The organism is Flavobacterium sp. 11 (genome assembly GCF_002754315.1).
Classification (GTDB): domain Bacteria; phylum Bacteroidota; class Bacteroidia; order Flavobacteriales; family Flavobacteriaceae; genus Flavobacterium; species Flavobacterium algoritolerans.
The window spans coordinates 782034-804386 of the sequence record NZ_PEFE01000001.1; the positions used below are offsets into that span (position 1 = coordinate 782034).

13 protein-coding genes are annotated in these 22353 nt (G+C 34.9%); 5 read left to right on the forward strand and 8 right to left on the reverse strand.

Annotated elements, in window-relative coordinates; genetic code table 11:
- Window positions 1-84 precede the first annotated feature (84 nt).
- The 3 genes from CLV00_RS03445 (at window position 85) to bioB (ending at window position 2350) form a co-directional block, all read left to right on the forward strand.
- Window positions 85-534: a hypothetical protein gene (locus tag CLV00_RS03445; protein ID WP_099713821.1), complete on the forward strand. Its 450-nt coding sequence runs from the start codon at window positions 85-87 to the stop codon at window positions 532-534.
- Between the two features lie 227 nt (window positions 535-761).
- Window positions 762-1199, forward strand: a complete 438-nt coding sequence (locus CLV00_RS03450; RefSeq protein ID WP_099713822.1) for a hypothetical protein — start codon at window positions 762-764, stop codon at window positions 1197-1199.
- Between the two features lie 65 nt (window positions 1200-1264).
- The gene (gene bioB / locus CLV00_RS03455; protein ID WP_099713823.1) at window positions 1265-2350 is read left to right on the forward strand and encodes a biotin synthase BioB; all 1086 of its coding nucleotides are present in this window, start codon (window positions 1265-1267) and stop codon (window positions 2348-2350) included.
- A gap of 63 nt (window positions 2351-2413) precedes the next feature.
- Here bioB and CLV00_RS03460 read toward each other — a convergent pair whose 3' ends face one another.
- From CLV00_RS03460 to CLV00_RS03470, 3 genes are all read right to left on the reverse strand, one after another.
- Window positions 2414-6271, reverse strand: coding sequence for a T9SS sorting signal type C domain-containing protein (locus CLV00_RS03460; protein WP_233206847.1), 3858 nt, complete (start codon window positions 6269-6271; stop codon window positions 2414-2416).
- Window positions 6272-6501: 230 nt separating this feature from the next.
- Entirely contained in the window at window positions 6502-9021 is a 2520-nt protein-coding gene (locus CLV00_RS03465) for a T9SS sorting signal type C domain-containing protein (RefSeq protein WP_143394876.1), read from the reverse strand.
- Between the two features lie 207 nt (window positions 9022-9228).
- Window positions 9229-13113 carry a T9SS sorting signal type C domain-containing protein gene (locus tag CLV00_RS03470; protein WP_099713826.1) on the reverse strand — a complete coding sequence of 1295 codons (3885 nt, stop codon included), beginning with the start codon at window positions 13111-13113 and terminating at the stop codon, window positions 9229-9231.
- Window positions 13114-13457: 344 nt separating this feature from the next.
- Between CLV00_RS03470 and CLV00_RS03475 the strand changes: the two genes are divergently transcribed.
- Window positions 13458-13928, forward strand: a complete 471-nt coding sequence (locus tag CLV00_RS03475) for a regulatory protein RecX (protein WP_099713827.1) — start codon at window positions 13458-13460, stop codon at window positions 13926-13928.
- Window positions 13929-14138: 210 nt separating this feature from the next.
- Window positions 14139-17426, forward strand: coding sequence for a T9SS sorting signal type C domain-containing protein (locus CLV00_RS03480; RefSeq protein WP_099713828.1), 3288 nt, complete (start codon window positions 14139-14141; stop codon window positions 17424-17426).
- A gap of 55 nt (window positions 17427-17481) precedes the next feature.
- Here the strand turns inward: CLV00_RS03480 and CLV00_RS03485 are convergent, their stop codons facing one another.
- From CLV00_RS03485 to CLV00_RS03505, 5 genes are all read right to left on the reverse strand, one after another.
- A complete protein-coding gene (locus CLV00_RS03485) occupies window positions 17482-18639 on the reverse strand; it encodes a beta-ketoacyl synthase N-terminal-like domain-containing protein (RefSeq protein WP_099713829.1) in 1158 nt (385 codons plus the stop codon).
- Between the two features lie 125 nt (window positions 18640-18764).
- On the reverse strand, window positions 18765-20036 hold the full coding sequence (gene bioA / locus CLV00_RS03490) for an adenosylmethionine--8-amino-7-oxononanoate transaminase (RefSeq protein WP_099713830.1): 1272 nt from the start codon (window positions 20034-20036) through the stop codon (window positions 18765-18767).
- An 84-nt stretch (window positions 20037-20120) separates the two neighbouring features.
- Window positions 20121-20738: a dethiobiotin synthase gene (gene bioD, locus CLV00_RS03495; protein WP_099716219.1), complete on the reverse strand. Its 618-nt coding sequence runs from the start codon at window positions 20736-20738 to the stop codon at window positions 20121-20123.
- Between the two features lie 55 nt (window positions 20739-20793).
- The gene (locus tag CLV00_RS03500) at window positions 20794-21204 is read right to left on the reverse strand and encodes a putative signal transducing protein (RefSeq protein ID WP_099713831.1); all 411 of its coding nucleotides are present in this window, start codon (window positions 21202-21204) and stop codon (window positions 20794-20796) included.
- A 7-nt stretch (window positions 21205-21211) separates the two neighbouring features.
- The gene (locus CLV00_RS03505; RefSeq protein ID WP_099713832.1) at window positions 21212-22351 is read right to left on the reverse strand and encodes a pyridoxal phosphate-dependent aminotransferase family protein; all 1140 of its coding nucleotides are present in this window, start codon (window positions 22349-22351) and stop codon (window positions 21212-21214) included.
- Window positions 22352-22353: the final 2 nt, after the last annotated feature.

The following is a 22353-nucleotide window of genomic DNA, read 5'->3' on the forward strand; positions in this document are numbered from 1 at the left end:
AAACATTGCTATTTTTTCTGTAAATTTGATTGTAATATACTGTTTATCATAAAGGTGTAATTTTTAAATTTTAAAACTGGCCATATGAAACTACCGAAAGAATTATTGAACGGATTTATTATTTTCATTGGAATTGGACTTTATTTCTTATTAATGGAGGCTTTAGGTCTTGCTGATTTATATTATTTACGTCTGATTAACGTGCTGTTTGTATTTTACGGAACTCAAAGAACCTTAAAATCAAATTTTGCTGAAGGTAAAACTATATTGGTTTCCAATGCTGTTTCAGCATTAATCACTTCACTTACAGGAATATTTTTAAGTATCATTGGACTGATAATTTACAGCTTTTCAAAGGGAGGTGATACCTATGTAAGCTCATTGTCAAAAACCTTTTTATTTGGAGGAGATCCATCCGTGATGACCTATTCTATTTCCCTGTTATTTGAAGGAATCGTATCGGCCGTAATTGTTACATTCATGCTAATGCTGTATTGGGACACCCGTTACGCTTCAGACAAACACCAAAATTGATTGAATCTATTTTACTTTTAGACTTTTAAAGAAGAAATAATTCATAGCTGTAATAAAAGAATACAGAACAAATATTCCACTGAAAACACACCAAAAGTATTTATCGAAAAACGATAAATAACACCATTATATAGCAATAGATTTCAAAAAAGAATACTACTTTTTAGTTCACATCGCTATTCTATTGCATAATGAAGTTTGTTTTTTAATTTTTAAAAACGAATCGTATGAAACTACCAAAAGAGTTATTAAACGGGGGAATTATTTTCATTGGAATTGGAGCATATTTTTTACTCATGAATGCACTCGGCTATGCTGATTTATTTTATTTGCGTCTTTTGAATGTGTTTTTTGTATTTTACGGTGTCAACAGAACAATTGAAATGAACATCAATGAAGGTAAAAAAAACTTTGTTGACAATGCAGTTTCGGCAATGATTACTTCACTAATAGGTGTCTTTTTAAGTATCATAGGATTAGTGACTTACAGTTACATGAATGGAGGAGACGCCTATGTAAAATCCTTACCAATGACTTTTTTATTTGGCGGCAACCCTTCGGTAAATACTTATTCGATTTGCTTACTTTTTGAAGGAATAGCCTCTTCGGTAATTGTTACTATGTTGCTAATGTTATATTGGAACAACCGTCATATAACTGATTAACTTAGCTATTGCATTGCTTCTTTAGAACAATTTAACTACTTTTGGTCCATCAAAAAATCGCATCGATGAGTATTACAAAACACAATTGGACGAAAGACGAAATTATCGCAATATATAATAAACCTATGATGGATTTGCTTTTTGAAGCAGCTTCTATACATAGAGAACACCACGACCCTAATGTGGTTCAGGTTTCAACATTATTATCCATAAAAACTGGTGGATGTCCTGAGGATTGTGGCTATTGTCCACAAGCCGCAAGATACCATACTGAAATTGAAGGCAATGATTTAATGTCAGTTAGCCAAGTGAAAGCGCAAGCTTTACGCGCAAAATCAAGCGGATCTTCACGTGTATGCATGGGAGCAGCTTGGAGAAACGTAAAAGACGGCCCTGAATTTGACCAAGTACTTGAAATGGTCCGTACCATAAACAAACTGGATATGGAAGTGTGCTGTACCCTTGGAATGATTACTGAAAACCAAGCACACCGACTGGCGGAAGCAGGTTTATATGCCTACAACCACAATTTAGACACTTCAGAAGAATATTATAAAGAAGTAATTTCAACACGAGGATTTGAAGACCGTTTGCAAACCATAGAGAATGTTCGTAAAACGAATGTTACTGTTTGTAGCGGAGGAATAATTGGCATGGGGGAAAGCATCGAAGACAGAGCAGGAATGCTTGTAGCACTTTCTACATTGAACCCACAACCTGAATCTGTGCCAATCAATGCATTGGTAGCTGTTGAAGGAACTCCGATGGAAGAAGAAAAACCGGTAGAAATATGGGAAATGATTCGAATGGTAGCCACTACCAGAATTATCATGCCTGAAACTCAAGTACGTTTATCAGCCGGAAGAATGAATATGAGCCGCGAAGGTCAAGCCATGTGTTTCTTTGCTGGTGCCAATTCTATTTTTGCAGGAGATAAATTACTTACTACACCAAATCCTGATGTAAATGAAGACATGAAAATGTTTGAGATGTTAGGTTTAAATCCACAAAAACCATTTACAAAAGTTTCTCAGCCACAAACCGTTGAAGCTGAAGATTCTCAATTTGCACCATTGGGAGAAAAACCAAAATGGTCAAGACCAGGACATACTATTGAGAGAAATCTTGAAGCATCCGGTAAAGAAAAATAAATATCGATTCAAATAACACAAAAACCATCTGTTTTGAACAGATGGTTTTTTTATGCCAATATTTTAATAAACTACCTTTCTTACAACTGAATGACCATTTTGTAAAACTATATTTATCACTAATGCCTGATGATTCGACGCCAAATTAAGTAACGAGAAATCAATATCATTTATATTATTCCTTTGATATATTTTTCTTCCAGCCAAATCATATATTGAAATTTCATCGATGAACTCTTTAGTAGAATTCACCTGTAATTGTTTATTATCATTGAACACTAAAACTGATTCTTTATCTTTTTCAAGTTCATTCAAAGCCAAAGTCTTATCGGTAAAACGCAATACAAAACGATCATTAAAAATCCCCACAGCAGTATTAAAAGTTAGAATCTCATTCTTTAAATTAATAATATTGTTGTTGAATTTATCCTCAACAAAAACATTTTGGCACGCTAGTAATTCATCCGCTTGATCGATTCTAATCGTAAAAGCACCCGCTATCGTAGTAGTAAACCCTAATTTAACTTCGTCAGTTTCTTCAAATGGCAAAGCCCTACCTTGAATTGCCAAATTCTTATCTTGAATAATACTGTAAAAGTCTAAATATTCATTGCCATTAAAACTTTCACCATCAAAAGAATTATCAAAATCATCAGTCGCCCCAGTTGCATAACCCAGTAATATTTGTTTGAAAGCGCCTTCACTATTATATAAATCCAACCAAATGCGATGTCTTTCAATATCATTTGTTTTTGCTTTCTTGGTCGTATTTAATTTAAAAAAACTTGAATTCTGCCCAATTATTCGCATACTATTATTGAATTTTACAATTCCGCCACCATTGATAGCAGTGACAAAAAAAGCTTGAGCAGAAGCAATTTTACCATCTGGCTTTGTATTATTAACGCCTGAACTCAAAGACGCACTCGTACCAACACCTCCCAATGAATTATAAACTGCATAATCATCCGAAGTATATATATTATTATTAATCGCAGTATTATGCGTCCAGAAGTAAATGGTTCCCTCTAAAATTCCATTATTTGCATTGATAAATAAATTGGCATCAATCGCTGAAGGATATGGGTTTCCAATAAGATTCGACGTATCTGTAGCACCAATTGGAATTGACACCAATCCATTGTTAGGAACACCAACAAACACTGCTTCATGATACCCTTTAACTGCACCCGAAAAAGATTCTGGTCCACGGATAATATATCCTTTACCAACCGTCATTGCAGATGTTGAAAGCTCATTAAACCATGAATCTAAAGAAGCATCAAAAGAATAAAACTTATCCGGAGGTGTATTTGGAGACACATCAATCAATTTTTGATTTAAAACCGGAGAAGACCAATACGTATAATCTGTTTTCAGGATTGGTGTCGTTTTTCTTTTTAACTGAATAATTCCAGTATTGCTGACCTGATCCTCGGATTGATAAAGTGCCGCATTGTTTTCTAAAATCAACGTGCCTAAACCCGAATAATCAAAAACTAATCCCAGAGTATTTCCGTCTGGAACAGTAACCGTATTTCCCAAACTAATTGAACAAGAACAGGAATTTACGGAAGCAAGTGAGCTGTAATTAGCATTGAAAATTAATGTTCTTTCAACTGATGGCAGCCCATTACTCCATGCAATCCCGTTCCATACAGAACTATTTGTACACAGTTTAATTCGGGCTACACGATGCTTTGTTATTCCAGAAACAGAATTGAAACTTCCTCCAATAATTACTTTATTATTTGGCGTAAAACAAGTGCTAAACAGCGTACCGTTTAAGTTTACGGAAAAAGTAGTGTCATAAACTCCCGAAGAAAGCAATCTCAGCATTCGTTTTACAGCTATTCCATTATAAGTTCCCGAGAAAGTTCCGCCAAGTAAAACCCGGTCATCCGGCTGAACCAAAATAGTTCTAATCTCTCCATTACTAAAACCTGCTCCTGATGCAAAAGTGGTATCCAGACTCCCGTTGCTATTCAGCCTCAGAATTCTTTTTGCGGAAGCACCTCCATAACTTAAAAATGTTCCACCAACAATCAATTTATCATCAGACTGTAAGGCAATTGCATATACATTTTTATCAAAGCCAATGCCAACAGAAAAACCGGAATCAATACTTCCGTCAGTATTCAAACGAATCATTCGATTATAAGAACCTCCATTAAAAGTAGCAAAACGTCCCCCTAAAACTATTTTTCCATCCGGTTGCAACAAGACCGCTTCTACTATAGCATCAGCACCTAAACCTGTATTGAAAGTGAGATCAAGAATTCCATTGGGCAATAACCGGGCAATTCTATTCACCAAAACCCCATTATAACTTGTGAAATTCCCAGCAATAATTATTTTCCCGTCTGCCTGCAATGCGAGCGCATAGATTTGATTATTTGAGCCTAATCCCGTGATAAAAGTGGGATCTAAAAGCCCGTCAGGAAGAATTCTGGTTATTCTGTTTGCCAGTACACCATTGTAAGTTGTAAAAACTCCTGCTAAAACAATTTTATTATCCGTTTGTATGATTGCACTTCTAATAGTATTATTTGCACCAGCACCAGATGTATTAAATGAAGAATCAACTGCACCGTCTTCAGACAAACGTGAAACTCTGTTACAAATAGTTCCGTTGAATTTCGTAAAACTACCAAATGCCATTGTTTTGTTATCTGATAAGGAAAGCACTTTCAAAACTGAATTATCAAAACCTACACCAGCGGTAAGATACCCAATATCCAAAGCTCCGACAGGATCAACTTTAGCCAATCGCCCTTGATTTTGTGAATCAAAAATGGAGAAAGAACCTGCTACATACCAAGAACCGTCAGAAGCATTAGCGACATCCAGAACTGATGCCGAGAATGGACCTGCTCCAATATCAAATATTGGATCTAAAATTCCATTAGAACTTAAAAACGTCAATCGATTTACATCTATTCCGTTATAAGTACCCGTGAAAGAACCTCCAACCATAACGGCTCCAGCTGAATTTAGTTTAATAACCTCAACAACACCACCATTAAATCCTATGCCTGAAACAAAGCTGACATCAATAGAACCATCTATATTCAAGCGAACTATTTTATTTGCTATAATTCCGTTATAGGTTACAAAATCCCCGCCAGCAATAATTTTCCCATCAGGTTGTAAGACAAGAGCTGACACGCCAGCATTAAAACCCGAGCCTATCACAAAAGAAGTATCAGGACTCCCATCCGAATTTAATCTGATTATTTTATTTTTACTAATTCCGTTGAAAGAATCAAATGAACCTGCTAAAACTATCTTTCCATCAGGCTGAATTTGAACTTCTTCCACTACTCCATTAGCCGCGGATCCAGTGATAAAGCTAGCGTCTAAATTCCCATTAGGTAAAATTCTGGCTACTCGATTAGCTGTGATTCCATTGTATTTAGTAAAGCTACCTACAATAACCACGCTACCATTAGTTTGCAAAGCTAGTCCATACACTATTCCACTACTTGCAGCTACCAGAGTATTGAATGTAGCATCAATGGAGCCATCACTATTCAATCGTATTAATCGGTTTGCACTTATTCCATTAAAGGTTGTGAAGGAACCTCCTAAAATTATCTTGCCATCAGGCTGTATTAAAGAACAATACACTTTACCATTAAAACTTGAACCTAGATTAAAGGATGTATCTTTAGACCCGTCTTGAAACAACCTACATAAATACGGAGTTATTGCACCGTTAAAATTCAAATAATCACCTCCTACAATCAGTTTACTATCTGGTTGCAAAGAGACTGTTCTAACAGTATTATCAAAACCGTCCCCTTGCAAACCATCATCATAAACATTAAATGTTGCATCTGATTTTCCTTGTTGAGAATATGCCTTATTTTGAAACAAAAGACCAAATACTATAGCAAAGTAAACTAATATTGTTTTCAAATTTAGATTGGATTTAGGCCGCTATTATGAATCTTGATACGACTCATAATTTCAACTTTGGTTAATAACATCTATAAATGTAAACACTATGACTCCCTTACACAATACCCACATTTAGTGATATTTAGCCTAAATCAAGAAATATTTTTGCTTTTATTGCTGCAAAAAAATCCCATCCTGAACAAACAGAATGGGATTTTTATATACGACTATGAAATTATTCTATTGTTCTAATAAATAACTTTTTTAGAGATTTCTTTTCCATTGGCTAATATCACTTTGACTATTACTAATTGTTTATTCAAAGTAATATTTGACGTGCGGAATTCATTACTATTTACAGCTTCTTTATCAAATATTTTTCTTCCAAGTAAATCAAAGACTGTGATTCGTTTTATACTTTCAAGTTCAGATTTTATTTTTAATTCATTTTTATCTTTAGAAATTAAAACCGAATTATCAAATTCACCAACATTTTCTATTCCTAACGTTTTTTGTGTAAAAAGTAATACAAAACGATCATTAAAAGCTCCTGCTCCAGTTGAAAAACTATAAGCTCCTTCTTTTAGATTTTTAACACTATTAGTCATTTTATCTTCGATAAAAACATCTTCAGAGGTTAGTATTCCATCCACTTGATCAATACTTATTGAGAAAGTCCCTGCAATTGTAGAACTATACCCTAATGTTACCTCATCATTTTTATCAAATGGCAAAGCTCTACCCTGTATGGTTAAGTTTTTATCATCATTGATACTATAAAAATCAACAAACTGATTTCCATCAAAACTTTCTCCATCAAAAGCATCATCATAATCGTTAGTAGCATCAGTAACATACCCAACTAACATTTGTTTGAAAGCACCTTCTGAATTAGTTAAATTAAGCCAAACACGGTGTTTCTCAATTGCATCCTTCGTTTTTGAGCTTTTGGCAGTCCTGAAAAATTGGGAATTATTTACACCTAAAGCACCTCCAGAGATACGCATACTATTATTAAATATGATATCTCCACCAGCTACTTTACCAGTTGCAAAAAATCCTTGACCAGCAGCAATCTTACCATTAGGTTTATTTGATTCTTGCTCTACTCCTCCTACAAAATTACCAATTCTTGTTGCAGTCCCTCCAGTTAGATTATAAGTAGCATAATCATCTGATGAATAGGCATAAACACCAGTCCCTGGGTTGCTAACCCCAATACCCATTGCTGTATTATGCGTCCAGAAATAAAGGGTTCCATCTAAAACGGAGCTATTTGTTGTTAAAAACAAATCTGCATTTAAAGCGGACGGATAAGGATTACCTATAAGATTCGATGTTTCTCTTCCTAAAGATGGAATAGTAACATAAACGGAGCCATTATTTGGCACCCCTTGAAAAGGAGCTTCATAAAACCCTGGAGGTGGTATTGTCTCATAATGAGGACCTCTAATGATGTACCCAAGACCTATTGTCATTGTATTATCAGAATCCTCTTGATTCCAATCATCTACAACTGCGTTAAATGAATAAAAAAAATCAGAAGGGGTTTTAATAGAAACATTTTTCAATATTTGTCCTGTAACTGGTGAAGACCAATAAGTATAATCTGTCTCTCTAGTTGTAGAATTGCTTCTCATATAAGTTATATTCCCTATATTAGTAGTATTATCATTAATTTGAACCAAACTAGCATTATTTTCAAATTTTAATGACCCACCAGAAACTTTCACTTCATTATTTACTTTTAATGTATGCCCTTTATTAATGATAACATTCCCCGTAGTGACTTCGCAAGAACAAATCTCCAAATCGGCAGTAGATGAAAAATTACCATTAAACACAATTTTATCTGCACTCGTTGGATTATTCGGTAACCATGAACTTCCATTCCAGGTTTTAGTAGCTACACTATTTACAGTTACCTCTATTGCAGTCCTAGAAGTTGTATATGTACCAGCTCCTGTACCATAAGAAGCTTCAAGGTAATATGTTGCTGTTGAAGATATAGTAGATGAGTAAGCACTACCTGTATAAATCGGAGAACCACCGCTTGGAACTGTATACCATTTGATAGTTGCTCCGATAGATGGTGTTGCAATAGCACTTATAGAAAAACTACTTGAACCACACAGAGATGTTTTTGACATTGATGCTTTTACAGCATTATAACCCCCATTGTTTATAACATCGGTGAAAGTATATGCTGCTGCCGGACTTCCTGTTCCAGAACAATATGCTAAAACATTACCTCCAATTGAAATTTCAATATTATTATTACATATTCCATTCCCGGGTGTTGGTAGCCCACCTTCCCCTACTTGAATAGATACATTTGTAGGTAAATTCAAAGTGACTTTATTTGCAAAATTAATATTAGCATAAGGGATAAGACCTGGGGTAATTATAAGGTTTTGAGTGTTTATTGTAAAAGTACCTCCTGCATTTCCCCCACTTCCTCCATCCAAAACTAATGTACCACTAATCGTTAATGTGCCCATTGTTGCTGTTGCTAAATCACTCGTCCCCATAGTTATGGTATGTCCAGCTTGAATAATAACCGCACCAGTACCCGTAAACTGTCCAGGATATCCTTGTGGTGATGTTCCTGAAGGAATGACCCATGAAACACCATTGTAATATTGCCAACTTGCAAGTACAATCCAGTTTCCGCTAGTTACATTCGAACGATAATCACCTACATTTTGAGAAAAAACAACAGTCTGAACTAAAACTAAAAAAAGAGTCAAGAGTAATTTTTTGATCATGCTTTTGTATATTTTTTTTATAAATTCGATTTTAAATCTGCTTCTTTTCAAAAGAAAAAACCTACGTTAAATTCAAATTAAAAAAAACAAATCCACTTCACATAATAAAATCGTCGACATGCATTTATATTCGTTAAAAAGCTGTTTTACAAAATCTTAAAAACCACCAACTGTAACAAATTATTTAAAATTATACTTTAAGCTATTTTAAAATATAACTTTTTTAGAAACCATTTGACCATTTTGCAATACAATTTTTACAATTAAAGCTTGCTCACTTGAAGACAAATTGGGTATTACATGTTCACTATTCCCAACGTTTATCTTTTTATATAGTTGTTTTCCAATTAGGTCAAAAATTAAAACCTTATCAATTGTTTCATCTGAAGAGTCTATTTTTATCTGTTTATTTTTGACAGAAATTACAACTTTATCATCAGCTGCTTCAAAATCTCCTGTCCCTAAAGTTTTATCTATATAACGCAAAACAAAACGATCATTAAACGTTCCCGCTTGTGTTGTAAAATCATACGATGAGGCTTTTAAATCATGTACCACATTCAACAGCTTGTCTTCAATATAGACCTTTTGAGATTGCATCATTCCATCTACTTCATCAATGCCAATACTAAAATTCCCTATCGCGACAGATCTATATCCTAGAGAAACTTCATCATTTTCATCAAATGGTAAAGCCCTCCCTTGAATCACAAATTTTTTATTTTGATTTACGCTGTAAAAATCCATAAATTCATTTCCATCAAAAGTTTCACCATCGTAGCCATTATCGTAGTCATTAGTAGTTCCGGTAATATATCCCACTAACAATTGTTTGAAAGCACCTTCTGTATTAGTTAGATTTAGCCATACTCTGTTTTTCTCAATGGCACTTGTCGTTTTTGATTTGGTGCTATTTGTCTTGAAAATCTGAGAGTTATTCCCTGTAATTCCTCCAACACCAACTCTCATACTATTATTAAATACAATTTCATTTGTACCTAAAATCGTTGTATTACTTGTAGCAAAAAAACCTTGTCCTGCCCCTATCTTACCAGTTGGTTTGTTAGGATTACTTAGTGTCTTATCAGGGTCGCTATCAGCAACTGTTCCAACACCTCCAGTTAAGTTATAGGAAGCATAATCATCTCCAGAATAAGCATAAACACCAGTTCCGGGATTAACAACCCCAATTCCAATTTTTGTGCTGTGCGTCCAGAAATAAAGTGTTCCATCTATGACACCTGCGTTATCAGTCAAAAATTTATCTGCATCTAATGCCGAGGGATATGGATTTCCGATAAGATATGATTTAAAAGGATATATTCCTGTGATAGGATAGCGTCCATTATTAGGCTTACCAGCAAATGTCACTTCCAACAGAGTCAAAGGACTTACTGATATTGGCCCAGGACCTCTAATACTATACCCTTTCCCCACAATCATCGGACTTGCCACCGACTCACTTTTCCAATCTTCAGAGCCTGCAGTAACTTCGTAAGAATAAAATATACTACCCACAAGACTAGAAGGATTATACGAAATTCCTCCAGTACCTCCTAAATTTAAAGGCGATACAGGTGAAGACCAATACGTGTAATCGGTATTGCGTACTCCCGTATTTGTGAGTCTTTTGTATATTATATTTCCCGCATTGACAGCGGCATCATTAATTTGAACCAAGCTAGCCTTATTCTCAAAAGTCAAAGTTCCTCCTCCTACTACTTCCACTTCGTTTGTAATGGCGAGTGTACGATTTGATCTGATGATAACAGTTGCGCTTCCGGTAACTTTACAAGAACAGCCTACTAAATCTACATCTTGATTAAAATTTCCTGCAAAAACAATTTTTTGTGTGCTTGTTGGAACTAATCCAGTTGACCATGTAGTTCCATTCCATATATCAGTTAAAACGGGATTTATCACCACATTATCTGAAGCTAAAGATGTGCAAGTAGCATTTGAAACCGTAAAAGTATACGTTCCAGGAGCCAATCCTGAAATTGTAGTTGAACTCCCTGTCCCTGTAGTTATTGCCGATGATGTTCCGCTTCTTGTTAAAGTCCATATTCCAGTTGACGGCAAACTATTCAAAGTAACGCTTCCCGTAGCGGAAACACAATCAGGAGGAATAATATCCGCTGACAAAAATGTTGGCGCAGTTGGTAATTCAATTACAGTAAAAGAAGTTGGGCTAGTTGCAGTCCCTACAGGTGTAGCTACAGTAATTGTACCAGTAGTTGCAGTTGAAGGCAACATAGCAGTGATTTGTGTATTGCTATTTATAGAATAAGTTGCTAAAACCCCATTAAAACTCACCGCAGTAGCACCGGTAAAATTTGTCCCAGTTATCACTATGGAAGCCCCAGAAGAAACGCAAGAACTGGTAGGAGTAAAATTGGTTATAGTTGGCAATACTGTTACTGTCACTACTGAAGAAGTCCCTGAACAACCCGTAATAGAATTTATAGCAGTAGCTGTGTAACTAGTTGTTTGTGTAGGATTGGCTATAATACTAGCATTAGACGCAGAAGAAGTTCCTGCTCCAGATGGCATTCCTGCAGTTCCAGATGGAAGAGCTGTCCAACTGTAAGTGTAAGCAATTGTTTTATTACCCGAAATGGTAACATTATCAATTGCCCAAAACCAATCAAATTGCGCATCATATTTAAAACGTACATATAAACTCGATTGATTGATATAGGCATCAAGATTAATTGTTGTCTTTAAAAAATTATTTTCAGCACCTTGAGTAGTTGTTGTATTAGATAAAGTTACCCAAGAACTACCGTTAGTTGAAACTTCTACTCTAGCATAATCTGTATTGTCGAAATCAAGATTATATTGGTAGAATTCTAACGAAAGACTAGTATATCCTGATGAATTCATGGCAGGCGATTGCAATATAGTAGCAGTTACTCCCCCACTCTGATCAGCACTATTAGATAAATAAAACTGACTGTTATCGTTTGAATGAAATGTTCTTACTGGATATCCCCCACCGTAATTGTAAACATACCCATCCTGTCTTAATTTCCAAGCGGCATCTGCAACCGTTCCTCCTGTTGAATTATTAATTTTAGTCCAAAAATTTGTTGTATCATTAAAGCCTTCACTTAATAAAATGGCATTTTGAGCCGTGGGAGATGAAGATGCCGTTAAATTTACATTATCGCCACTATTAATTGAAGAAGAACTAGCAGCAGCAGTAACAGTAGGAGATAAATTGACCATAACAGGATAGTTTACAGAAACCATTCCATTACCACAAGTATTCGTGCCCTGAACGTTAATAGCGCCAGAACTTGAAATTGAAGAGAAATTAACCATTATTGACCTAGTATTCATTCCAGAAACTATCGAAGCACCTAATGGCAAAGTCCAAACATATCCAGTTGCATTTGTTATAGCAGGAACTGAATAAGCGACATTATTTTGCCCTTGACATACAACTGACACTCCACTAATTGCACTCGCTGCAACTGGTTTGATACAAGTAGTTCCACTAATAACAACATTTCTAATCCTTAATTCACGATTAGCAGCATCGGATTCCCATCCGTAAATTCTAACTGACAGAGTTGTATTATCAACATTTATATTAACTGTATTGTTATTTGTGTTTGGGAGTGTGCTACTTGAGCTGAAAGGCACTGCAATTGCAGTTGAAGTTAAAAAATCATCCGTAGAATAATAGGCTTGCACTTGCCAATTCCCATTTGATATACTATGTTCAAAATTAATTGCTGTAACATTAAAAATAGTGTTACTATTAGGAGTTACTTCAAATTCGTAGTATTCATCTGTTCTTAAACTATTGGCATCATTTGACCAACTAACAGTACTAACACCTATCCCGTTATTATAATTAATACTGTTAAGCCCAGCACCTATAGCTACTGAGGTTCCAGTTACATTTCCAGAATTTGTAGAATTTCCATTAGCAGTTAGAGCCCAAGTACTTGATGCAACTTGAGCAATCATGTTATTCCCGAACAAGAAAACAATTAGAACTATCAATAGCAAACGAAATGGGACAACGGATTTTATTAGCGATAATAAACTTATTTTAGAGTCTGAGTAATTTTTATTCATATGGTATTATTTGTAAATTCATTTGTTTTAAATACGGCATTAAAGAACCATATTTCAGTGTGTGTGTTTATCGAAAAAATCAGTTTGTACAATATCAATTACTTTTTCAAATCAAATGAAATTTCACCGACCATCAGTTAAAATAATCGACGTAATACATGTTTGCATTTATAAAGAAAGAAAAATATCAAAAACAAAGCATTTTCAATTTCAATAGCCACAAAGACAAACTTTTGTCATTTTAATTGTAATACTCTTGCTCAAAAAAATTATATTTTTAATGCGCAATTAACGACCATTATAATTAATTTCGCTTAATTACTAAAATCAAGAAACCACCACGAATGAACCCAGTTTTTTCCATAAAAGAAGCCATCCATAAAATAGAGCATTATTGCGCCTATCAAGAACGCTGTCACGAAGAAGTAGTACAAAAACTGAAAAGTATGAAAATGGATACTGATGAAATTGACACGATTATGGTGCATCTTATAAGTGATAATTTTCTTAATGAAGAACGTTTTGCCCAGAGTTTTGCAAGAGGAAAACACCGTATCAAACATTGGGGGAAAATTAGGATTGTCAATGAATTAAAAGCAAAAAAAATAACACAAACTCTCATAAATATTGCCCTCAAAGAGATCTCTACTGAGGAATATTTATCCACTTTTCATACCCTTGCCGACAGAAATTGGGAATCTATAAAAGAAACGAATCTATTAAAAAAACGAAAAAAATTCTGTGACTATTTACTGCGCAGAGGATTCGAAAGCAATTTGATTTTCGAAAAAGCAAAAGAATTAGAAAATCTATAAATCAAACAGTACTGATTGTTTTAGAAGTTCATATTAAAACTTTTTTATCAGAAAGCAAAATACTCAAAAGGCAAAATTTTATCGTTTTTAAATTTCTTCACAAAATATTTATTATTTAAAATCCAAATGCAACTGTTTTTCGTAAGTCTAATTGCACTTGTAATTTTATTCAAAATAGAAAAGCATGTGAATTAATTTAAAAAATAGTTCATGAAGAAAATTTTACTTTTATTTTTACTATTACCTTTTATTGGAATCTCACAAGCCTTATCCGGAAACTACATCATTAAATCAACAAATGCTGCGCCTTTTAACACATTGACAAATGCAGTTACCAGAATAAATAGTGTCGGAGCAGCTGGTCCAGTTGTTTTTTTACTTGACGATACTAGTTACAGCAATACAACCGGGGAAACGTTTCCTATTATCATTACTCAATTCACGGGTACTAGCGCAACAAACACGCTGACCATTAAACCCAACATTGGAAAAACAGTAACAATTACCGCTACAAACAGAAACGGTTTTACAGGTGTTCCTGCAGTTATTGAGTTTAACGGAGCTGATAATATTATAATTGACGGGAACAATGCAACGGGAACAACCCGAAATCTTACTTTAATCAATAATGACGCTGTTAATTTCATAGACAGAACTGTACTTTGGGTTGCCAGTAATGGTGCTAATGGAGCAACAAATATTGATATAAGAAATACAATATTAAAATCAAACATCAGAAATCAGCAAGCAAGGCAACTTTCAGGAATTTATTCCGGTAGCAATGAACTTGGCCTTAACAACAACATAAACATAAACAATGCTGCAACCGCAAACAATGCTACTACCAAAATCACAAATAATGAATTCATCAATGTCAGACAGGGTGTTTACATCAACAGTAGCGCAACATTAAAAACGAGTAAAACGGCTTTGGAGTCAAATATATTTGGAAGTACTATAAACACCGAAAAACCTTCCTTGCCTATTTACATGATTAATACTAATGATTTCACCATAACAAATAACGTAATCAATGGGGTTTTGAATGACAACACTGGAAATCCATCCATAAGCGGAATTACAATTGAAAACGGGAGTAATTATAATATCAAAAGAAATACAATATCCGATGTAATATTGACCACAAATCACATTATTCAATATGCAATCTTCATAAGTGGAACACAAACAAATGGAGTTATTTCTGAAAATAAAATAACAAACATAAAGAACACAGGAAATGGTATTATTAGAACGCTAAGTTTACAAATGAATGCCACTACTTCTGCAAACATGCTTGTTGCAAACAACTTTATTAGTGACATTACAACTACCGGAACAACTACAAATGGTGCTTCAGGAATACAGATACAATCTGGTAGAAATATCAAATTATACCATAATTCAGTTGTCTTGAATGGAAACCAAAACAATATCTCTGCAGCATTGAATATAAATGCAGGAACAGAATTAGACATCATAAATAACATTTTCGGAAATACAAGTACTACTGGAACTGCTTATTCTGTTTATTCAACTGTTGCTGCTTCATCATTCTTGAACATCGATTATAACGATTATTATTCTGCGAGACATATCGGTTTTTTGGGCGGCAACAGAACAACATTAGCAAATTGGCAAACGGCAACTACAAAAGACCGAAATTCAATTAATGTGATTCCAACGTTTGTATCGATTGCCGATTTACATTTAAGCGGAACCAATGCAGCATTTGATGACAAAGGAACTCCGCTAGCTATTATTCCTACTGATATTGACGAAGAATCCAGAAGTACAGTCGCTCCAGATATGGGTGCCGATGAATACAACAGATGTAAAATTTCATCCACATGGAATGGCACTAATTGGTCAAACGGAACACCTACACTTTCCATAAAAGCAATAATAAACGGAACCTACAATACACAAATTCACGGAAACATTACTACTTGTGAACTGACAATAAACACTGAAAAAACACTAACTATAACATCCGGAAAATTTGTAGAAGTACAGAATGATGTTACTGTGATAGGAAATTTAATCATTGAAAATAACGGTAGTTTAATTCAAAATGATGATGATGCAAAAAGTACCGGAATTATAAATGTAATTAGAAATTCCTCATTCATGAAGCAATACGATTATACGTATTGGTCTTCACCAGTTGCCGGTATTAAACTGTCTAATTTCAAAGAATCCTATCTATATTATTCTTTTAATGATGCAGTTGACAACTGGCAGTTCGAATCAGAGAATACCATAATGGCTCCCGGAAAAGGATATATTGCCCGTGCGCCTGAAAACGATTTGGCAACACAAATTGTATCAACAACTTTTACCGGTGTTCCTTTTACAGGTCTAATCGAACTTCCAATTGCTACAGCAGAAACAGGTTCTCTTGGGCTTATTGGAAACCCATATCCTAGTGCTTTAAATGCGGATGCATTTCTTACAAACGCAAACAACAAAGATATTTTGGAAGGGACGCTGTATTTCTGGACACACAACACCGCTATAGCAGCAAACACTCCCAATCCAGGTTCTGGTGTTTTTGCATATTCCGGTGATGATTATGCATCATACAATTTAACGGGAAGTACTGTAACAACAAGTCCGGCACTATCTGGAAAAACTAATAACAACAACAATAGGCCTCAAGGAAATATAGCTTCTGGGCAAGGTTTTTTCGCAGAAATTAAAGAAACTGCTCCAGCTACAAAAAAACTTGTTTTCAATAACAGTATGAGAGTCAAAGGAGAGAATGGCAACACGCAATTTTTTAAAACAAAAGCTGCGAAAGGTACGTCTAACACTACTCTTGAAAAAAACAGAGTATGGGTCAATATTACAAACGAGCAAGGAGCATACTCCGAAATGCTTTTGGGCTACATCACTGGCGCCACTAATGGTTACGACAATGGCTACGACGGAAAAACATTTTCTTCGGATAGTTTTGTTTCAATGTATTCCATTTTAGGTGAAGAAAATTTGTCTATTCAAGGCAGAAGCTTACCATTTGATGAAGAAGACAGCATTCCTCTTGGTTTTGAAAACACTATTGGCGGCACATTCTCAGTAGGAATTGACAGTTTTGACGGATTCTTTACCAATCAGGAAGTGTTTTTGCATGACAAAAAAAATGACGCTACAGTCAATTTAAAACAAGGTCGCTACACTTTTACAACCGAAAAAGGAACTTTTAACGACCGTTTTGAATTGAAATTTAAAGACAAAACCTTAGGAGTAGAAAATCCTGAATTAGTCCAAAACGGAATAGTTGTGTTTAAAAATGGAAGTCAAATTCAACTTGTTTCGGAAGAGAAAAACATTCAAGACATTACAATTTATAACATATTGGGTAAATCTATTTATCAGAAAAAAAACATTAACACTTTGGAGCATACAACTAATGGAATCCAAACTCAAAAACAGCTTGTTATCGTTAAAATAAAAACAGAAGACGGTTTAGAAATCACAAAAAAAATGATGCTGTAACACCGCTAATTTCAACTAGTACAAAACATGGCAGTCAATAATCTGCTGGGTTTTTTTATGCCTTTTGAATCAAAACACTCACCGCATTTCCACCAAAACCAACGGCATTAATCAGTACTTTTTTAATTGGTTTGGTTTGTAATTGCGCTTCCGCAAAAGGAACTCCGATAAATCTGTTGTGTTGCATCATCAAAATAGCGAGTTCCATACTCAAAATCCCCGATGCACCAAAAGTGTGACCAATTTTCCATTTATTGGTAGTCAATAAAGGAAGGCTTTCGCCAAAGATTTTCTCTATCGCTTTATACTCCGTCAAATCGCCTTTTATAGTTCCCGGAGCATGCATCACAATAACATCAACTTCGGATAAATCAGTGTTTTCCAATGCCATTTTCATTGATTTTTGGAAACAAGTTGCTTCCGCCGAAATAGAAATATTATGTTCTAGAATTTCCGTAGCATAACCGATTCCTTCTATATAAGCCAAGGCATTTTCTTTTTTCCCTATTTCGAGACAACACACACCGGCACCTTCGCCAAGAATCATGGTGCTTTGTTTCTTTTCTAAATCAAGCGCACGATTCGGGTATGTTTCTGTACTATTCGAATAAATTTTTAACGCCCGCATTTGGGCAATCGTAAAATCAGTCAATGGCGCTTCACTGCCACCAACCAGAAATTTATCAGCCATTCCTGCTCGAAGCCAAGCCACTCCATTTAACACTGCGTGCAAAGCAGTGGAACACGTAATGGAATGAGATATTTCAGGACCAGAGCTTTGTAAATCATGGGCAACCCAAGAGGAAATATTTCCCAAAGTGGTCGTTGGAGAAGCTAGAGTTTGTGCTTTTCCGGTTTGTAAATAATCTTGATAGTGTTTTTCGAATAAATCTGTTGCTCCACGTGACGAACCAATATTAATCCCAAAAATATCTTTTTGTGTCCAACCCGCATTTTGCATCGCTTGTCGCGAAGCCGCCATGGCATACAAAACCGATTTATCTAAGGATTTATATTTGTTATCTGATTCTCGCAAACCGCCAACAACTTGCTCTGAATTAGCGTTTAAAGTCGCTACAAAGGTTTTTTTATGGTCTAAAATATGTTCCGTAAAACAATGATTTTCATTAAGATAATTTTCCCAAATAGCCTCAGGAGTATTTCCTAAAGGCGAAATGGAAGCTATGGCTGTTATGGAGATTATTGTTGACAAGATATTTTTTTTGGCAAAGGTCGCAAAGTTATTTACATTCTACATTCTATCAGTGAAAAAATAGCACACGGATGGCACGAATTCTCACAGATAAAAACTGATTTTTTTAATCTGTGACTTAAAAATTAAACAATTTCTAAAGCATTTTCGACTACTTGATATACTTTTTCTAATTGTTCATCGGTAATAATGTAAGGAGGCAAAATGTACACAATATTACCAACAGGACGCAGAATTATTCCGTTTTCGATAAAAAAATCATAGAGTTTATTACGCAATGTTCCATAATAACTGGCTGAACTTTCGGTTTTTATTTCTAATGCAAAAATGACTCCCAGCACTCGTGTTGTAACAACTTTTGGGTGATTTTTAATTCGCTCCTGAAAATCCAAATGATTTTGATTAACACGAATTATATTCGCTTGCATTTCATTGGTTTGTAACAATTCTAAACTGGCCAAAGCCGCCGCACAGCCTGTAGGATTTGCTGTAAATGTGTGTCCATGAAACAGCGCTTTATTGATATCGTCATCATAAAAAGCATCGAATAAATCCTGAGTAAAAGTGGTAATCGCCATGGGAATAGTTCCTCCGGTCAACGCTTTGGACAGACACATCATAGCTGGTTTTTCCACCAAATAATCTGTTGCAAAAATTTTTCCAGTTTTTCCAAAGCCCGTCATCACTTCGTCAGCAATGGTTAGCACATTATTCTCCTGACAAATTCGCATCAACATATCTAACGATTCCGGTTCGTACATTACCATTCCTGCAGCTCCTTGAACCAATGGCTCAAAAATAAAACCTGCACAAGTATTGTTTTTTATAACGGATTGTAAAGCATTGTAACTTTCCTGCTCCTGTCCTTTAACTGGAACCGGTATCCGAACCACATCAATAAACATTCCTTGAAAAGCTTGTGTATAAAATGAAATTCCGCTCGCTGCCATGGCTGCAAAAGTATCGCCGTGAAAAGCATTTTCGAAAGCGATTATCGTAGTTCTCTTTTCTCCTTTATTGAAAAAAAATTGTAGCGCCACTTTAATTGCCACTTCAACTGCTGTAGATCCATTATCCGAAAAGAATATTTTCTGTTGGTTTTTTGGTAAGATTTCCATCAACTTCTCGGCTACCAAAATAGCGGGTTCGTGTGTAAATCCACCAAACAAAACATGCTCTAATGTAGTGAGTTGTTTGTAAATCGCATCGGCAATAAAGGTGTTCGAATGTCCATAAGGATTGACCCACCACGAAGCGATTGCATCAATATATTCCTTCTCATTTTCATCCCAAAGCAAGGCGCCTTTTCCTTTTTTAATGGCAATTGGTAACGCTGCGGTTTTATGTTGGGTATACGGATGCCAAAGATATTGGCGGTCTCTTTCTGTTAAATTCATTTTGCAAAGATAAAATAAGCAAGCTACAAGAAGCGAGAAAAACCTAAAAAACAAGTCTTGATTCTTTCTTCTTGATTCTTAATTTTATAAACTCAATAGATTTTCTCTAAATCGGTCTGCGTATTCTTTGATTACATTTTTATCAAAATACGGCTCTTGTTCTATTCGTCCAATGCATTTTACTCTCGTTTTAGATAAAATAATCGATTCGGTTGCTTTATTTTCGTTACCAGAAAAAACTATTCCCACGACTGCGATTTTTCTGTTTTGCAAGGCTTCAATCGTCAATAACGTATGATTGATACTTCCCAAGTAATGTCGGGAAACCACAATCACTTTATAATCCGGTTGAATCAAATCAATCACACAATCATTTGAATTCAACGGAACAAAAACACCTCCAGCACCTTCAACAACCAAATGATTCTCTGTTTTGGGCTCAATGATTTTCTTTAAATCAATAACAATTCCGTCCAATTCAGCAGCGAGATGTGGACTAGCCGGTGTATTTAAAGCATAACTGTTCGGATGAATTACCGTCTTTTCATTAGATAAAAAACATTTGATTTTATGACTGTCAGAATTTTCTAAATCGCCAGCTTGGATGGGTTTCCAATAATCTGCCTGCAAAGCTTCTGTAATAATAGCTGACGCGATGGTTTTACCAACATCGGTTCCAATTCCTGTTATAAATAGTTTCATATAAATAGCACACGGATGACACAGATTTAACTGATTGTCACTGATTTTTAAAAATTTATTTAAATTCAAATTTGCAATTATCACATTTGTATTTATGCTTAGAATAAAATGGTATTGCAACTAAAAAAACGGAAAAAAGAAATACTAAAAAAGATTTTAAATCTTGGATAGAAGTAACCATATCTATTTGTTCCGCTCCACATTTTGGACATTTTCTCAATTTTTCATTATCATCTAATGAATACTGACTAATATTTGAAAAAATATCGGTAGCTTTTTCAAAATCATTATTTTGAACAAAAAGCTTGACACCTCCAACAGCATTACTGTATAATGGATTTGAATCTACTGTATTATTATCGCGCATAAATACTTCAATACCCTCGGATTCTAATTTTCCTTTGAAGATTATTGCTTCAGAGGAATATTGAAAAGTCGCTATTTTTTGAAAAGTGCTTTCTTCCATAATTTATTTAAAAAACAAAAGTACTCAACAAACGCAACACTTCCGAGATTTCCTGTTGCGAATTATAACTGTGCAAACAAAAACGCAAGCGTTCCTGTCCTTCGGGAACAGTTGGCGAAAGTATTGCTTTCACATCAAATCCTTTTTCCTGCAGTAAGTTGGCGATTGCTTTTACTTTTTCATTTCCTGGAATGATAGCGGATTGTATCGCAGATTTGCTTCGAACAAAAAGCGGCTTTAATCCCAATATATTTTTTTCCTGATTAAAAAAAACAATGTTTTCTCTTAATTTTAAAATTGAAGCCGAATCTTTTTTTAAATGTTGGTATGCAACCAAAATCGTGGCAACGGAATGTGGCGAAAGCCCTGTGGTATAAATAAAACTTCGGGCAAAATTTACTAAATAATCCCTTAATTCAATCGAACTTAAAATCGCGGCTCCATGACAACCCAACCCTTTTCCGAAAGTCATAATGCGGGCAAAAACATGATTTTGCAAACCTAACATTTGTACGAATCCTTCTCCTTCTGTACCAAAAACGCCCAAAGCATGCGCTTCATCAACAACAAGATAACAATTATATTTATCTGAAAGCTGAACTAATTCTTCTAGATTTGGACAATCTCCATCCATAGAAAAAACAGATTCGGTGACGATATAAATATTGGTATTTGGATTCCGTAAAATCAATTTTTCTAAATCTTCAAAATCATTGTGATTGAATTTATAGGCTTTGGCATTAGACAGTTGAATTCCGTCCCGAATAGAAGCATGACACAATTCATCGTATAAAATCAAGTCGTTTTTTTGCGGAACAGCACTAAAAAAACCAACATTGGCATCATAGCCCGAATTAAAAATCAAAGCCGATTCAGATTTGTGGAAATTGGCAATAAAGTCTTCTGTTTCTTGATACAGTTTATGGTTTCCAGATAATAAACGAGAACCGGTTGCTCCGTTTTGAATGATGTTATTAGTAATTAAATGCTGATGCGTCTCCTTAAAAATAATTTCTGACTGAGAAAAACCCAAGTAATCATTGGAAGAAAAATCAATCTTTTTACTTGACAAAGGTAATTTTCGCAAAGCATTATTCTGCTTTCTAATTTCAAGTTTAGCGGATAAATTTTCTGGAAAATGTTTCATAG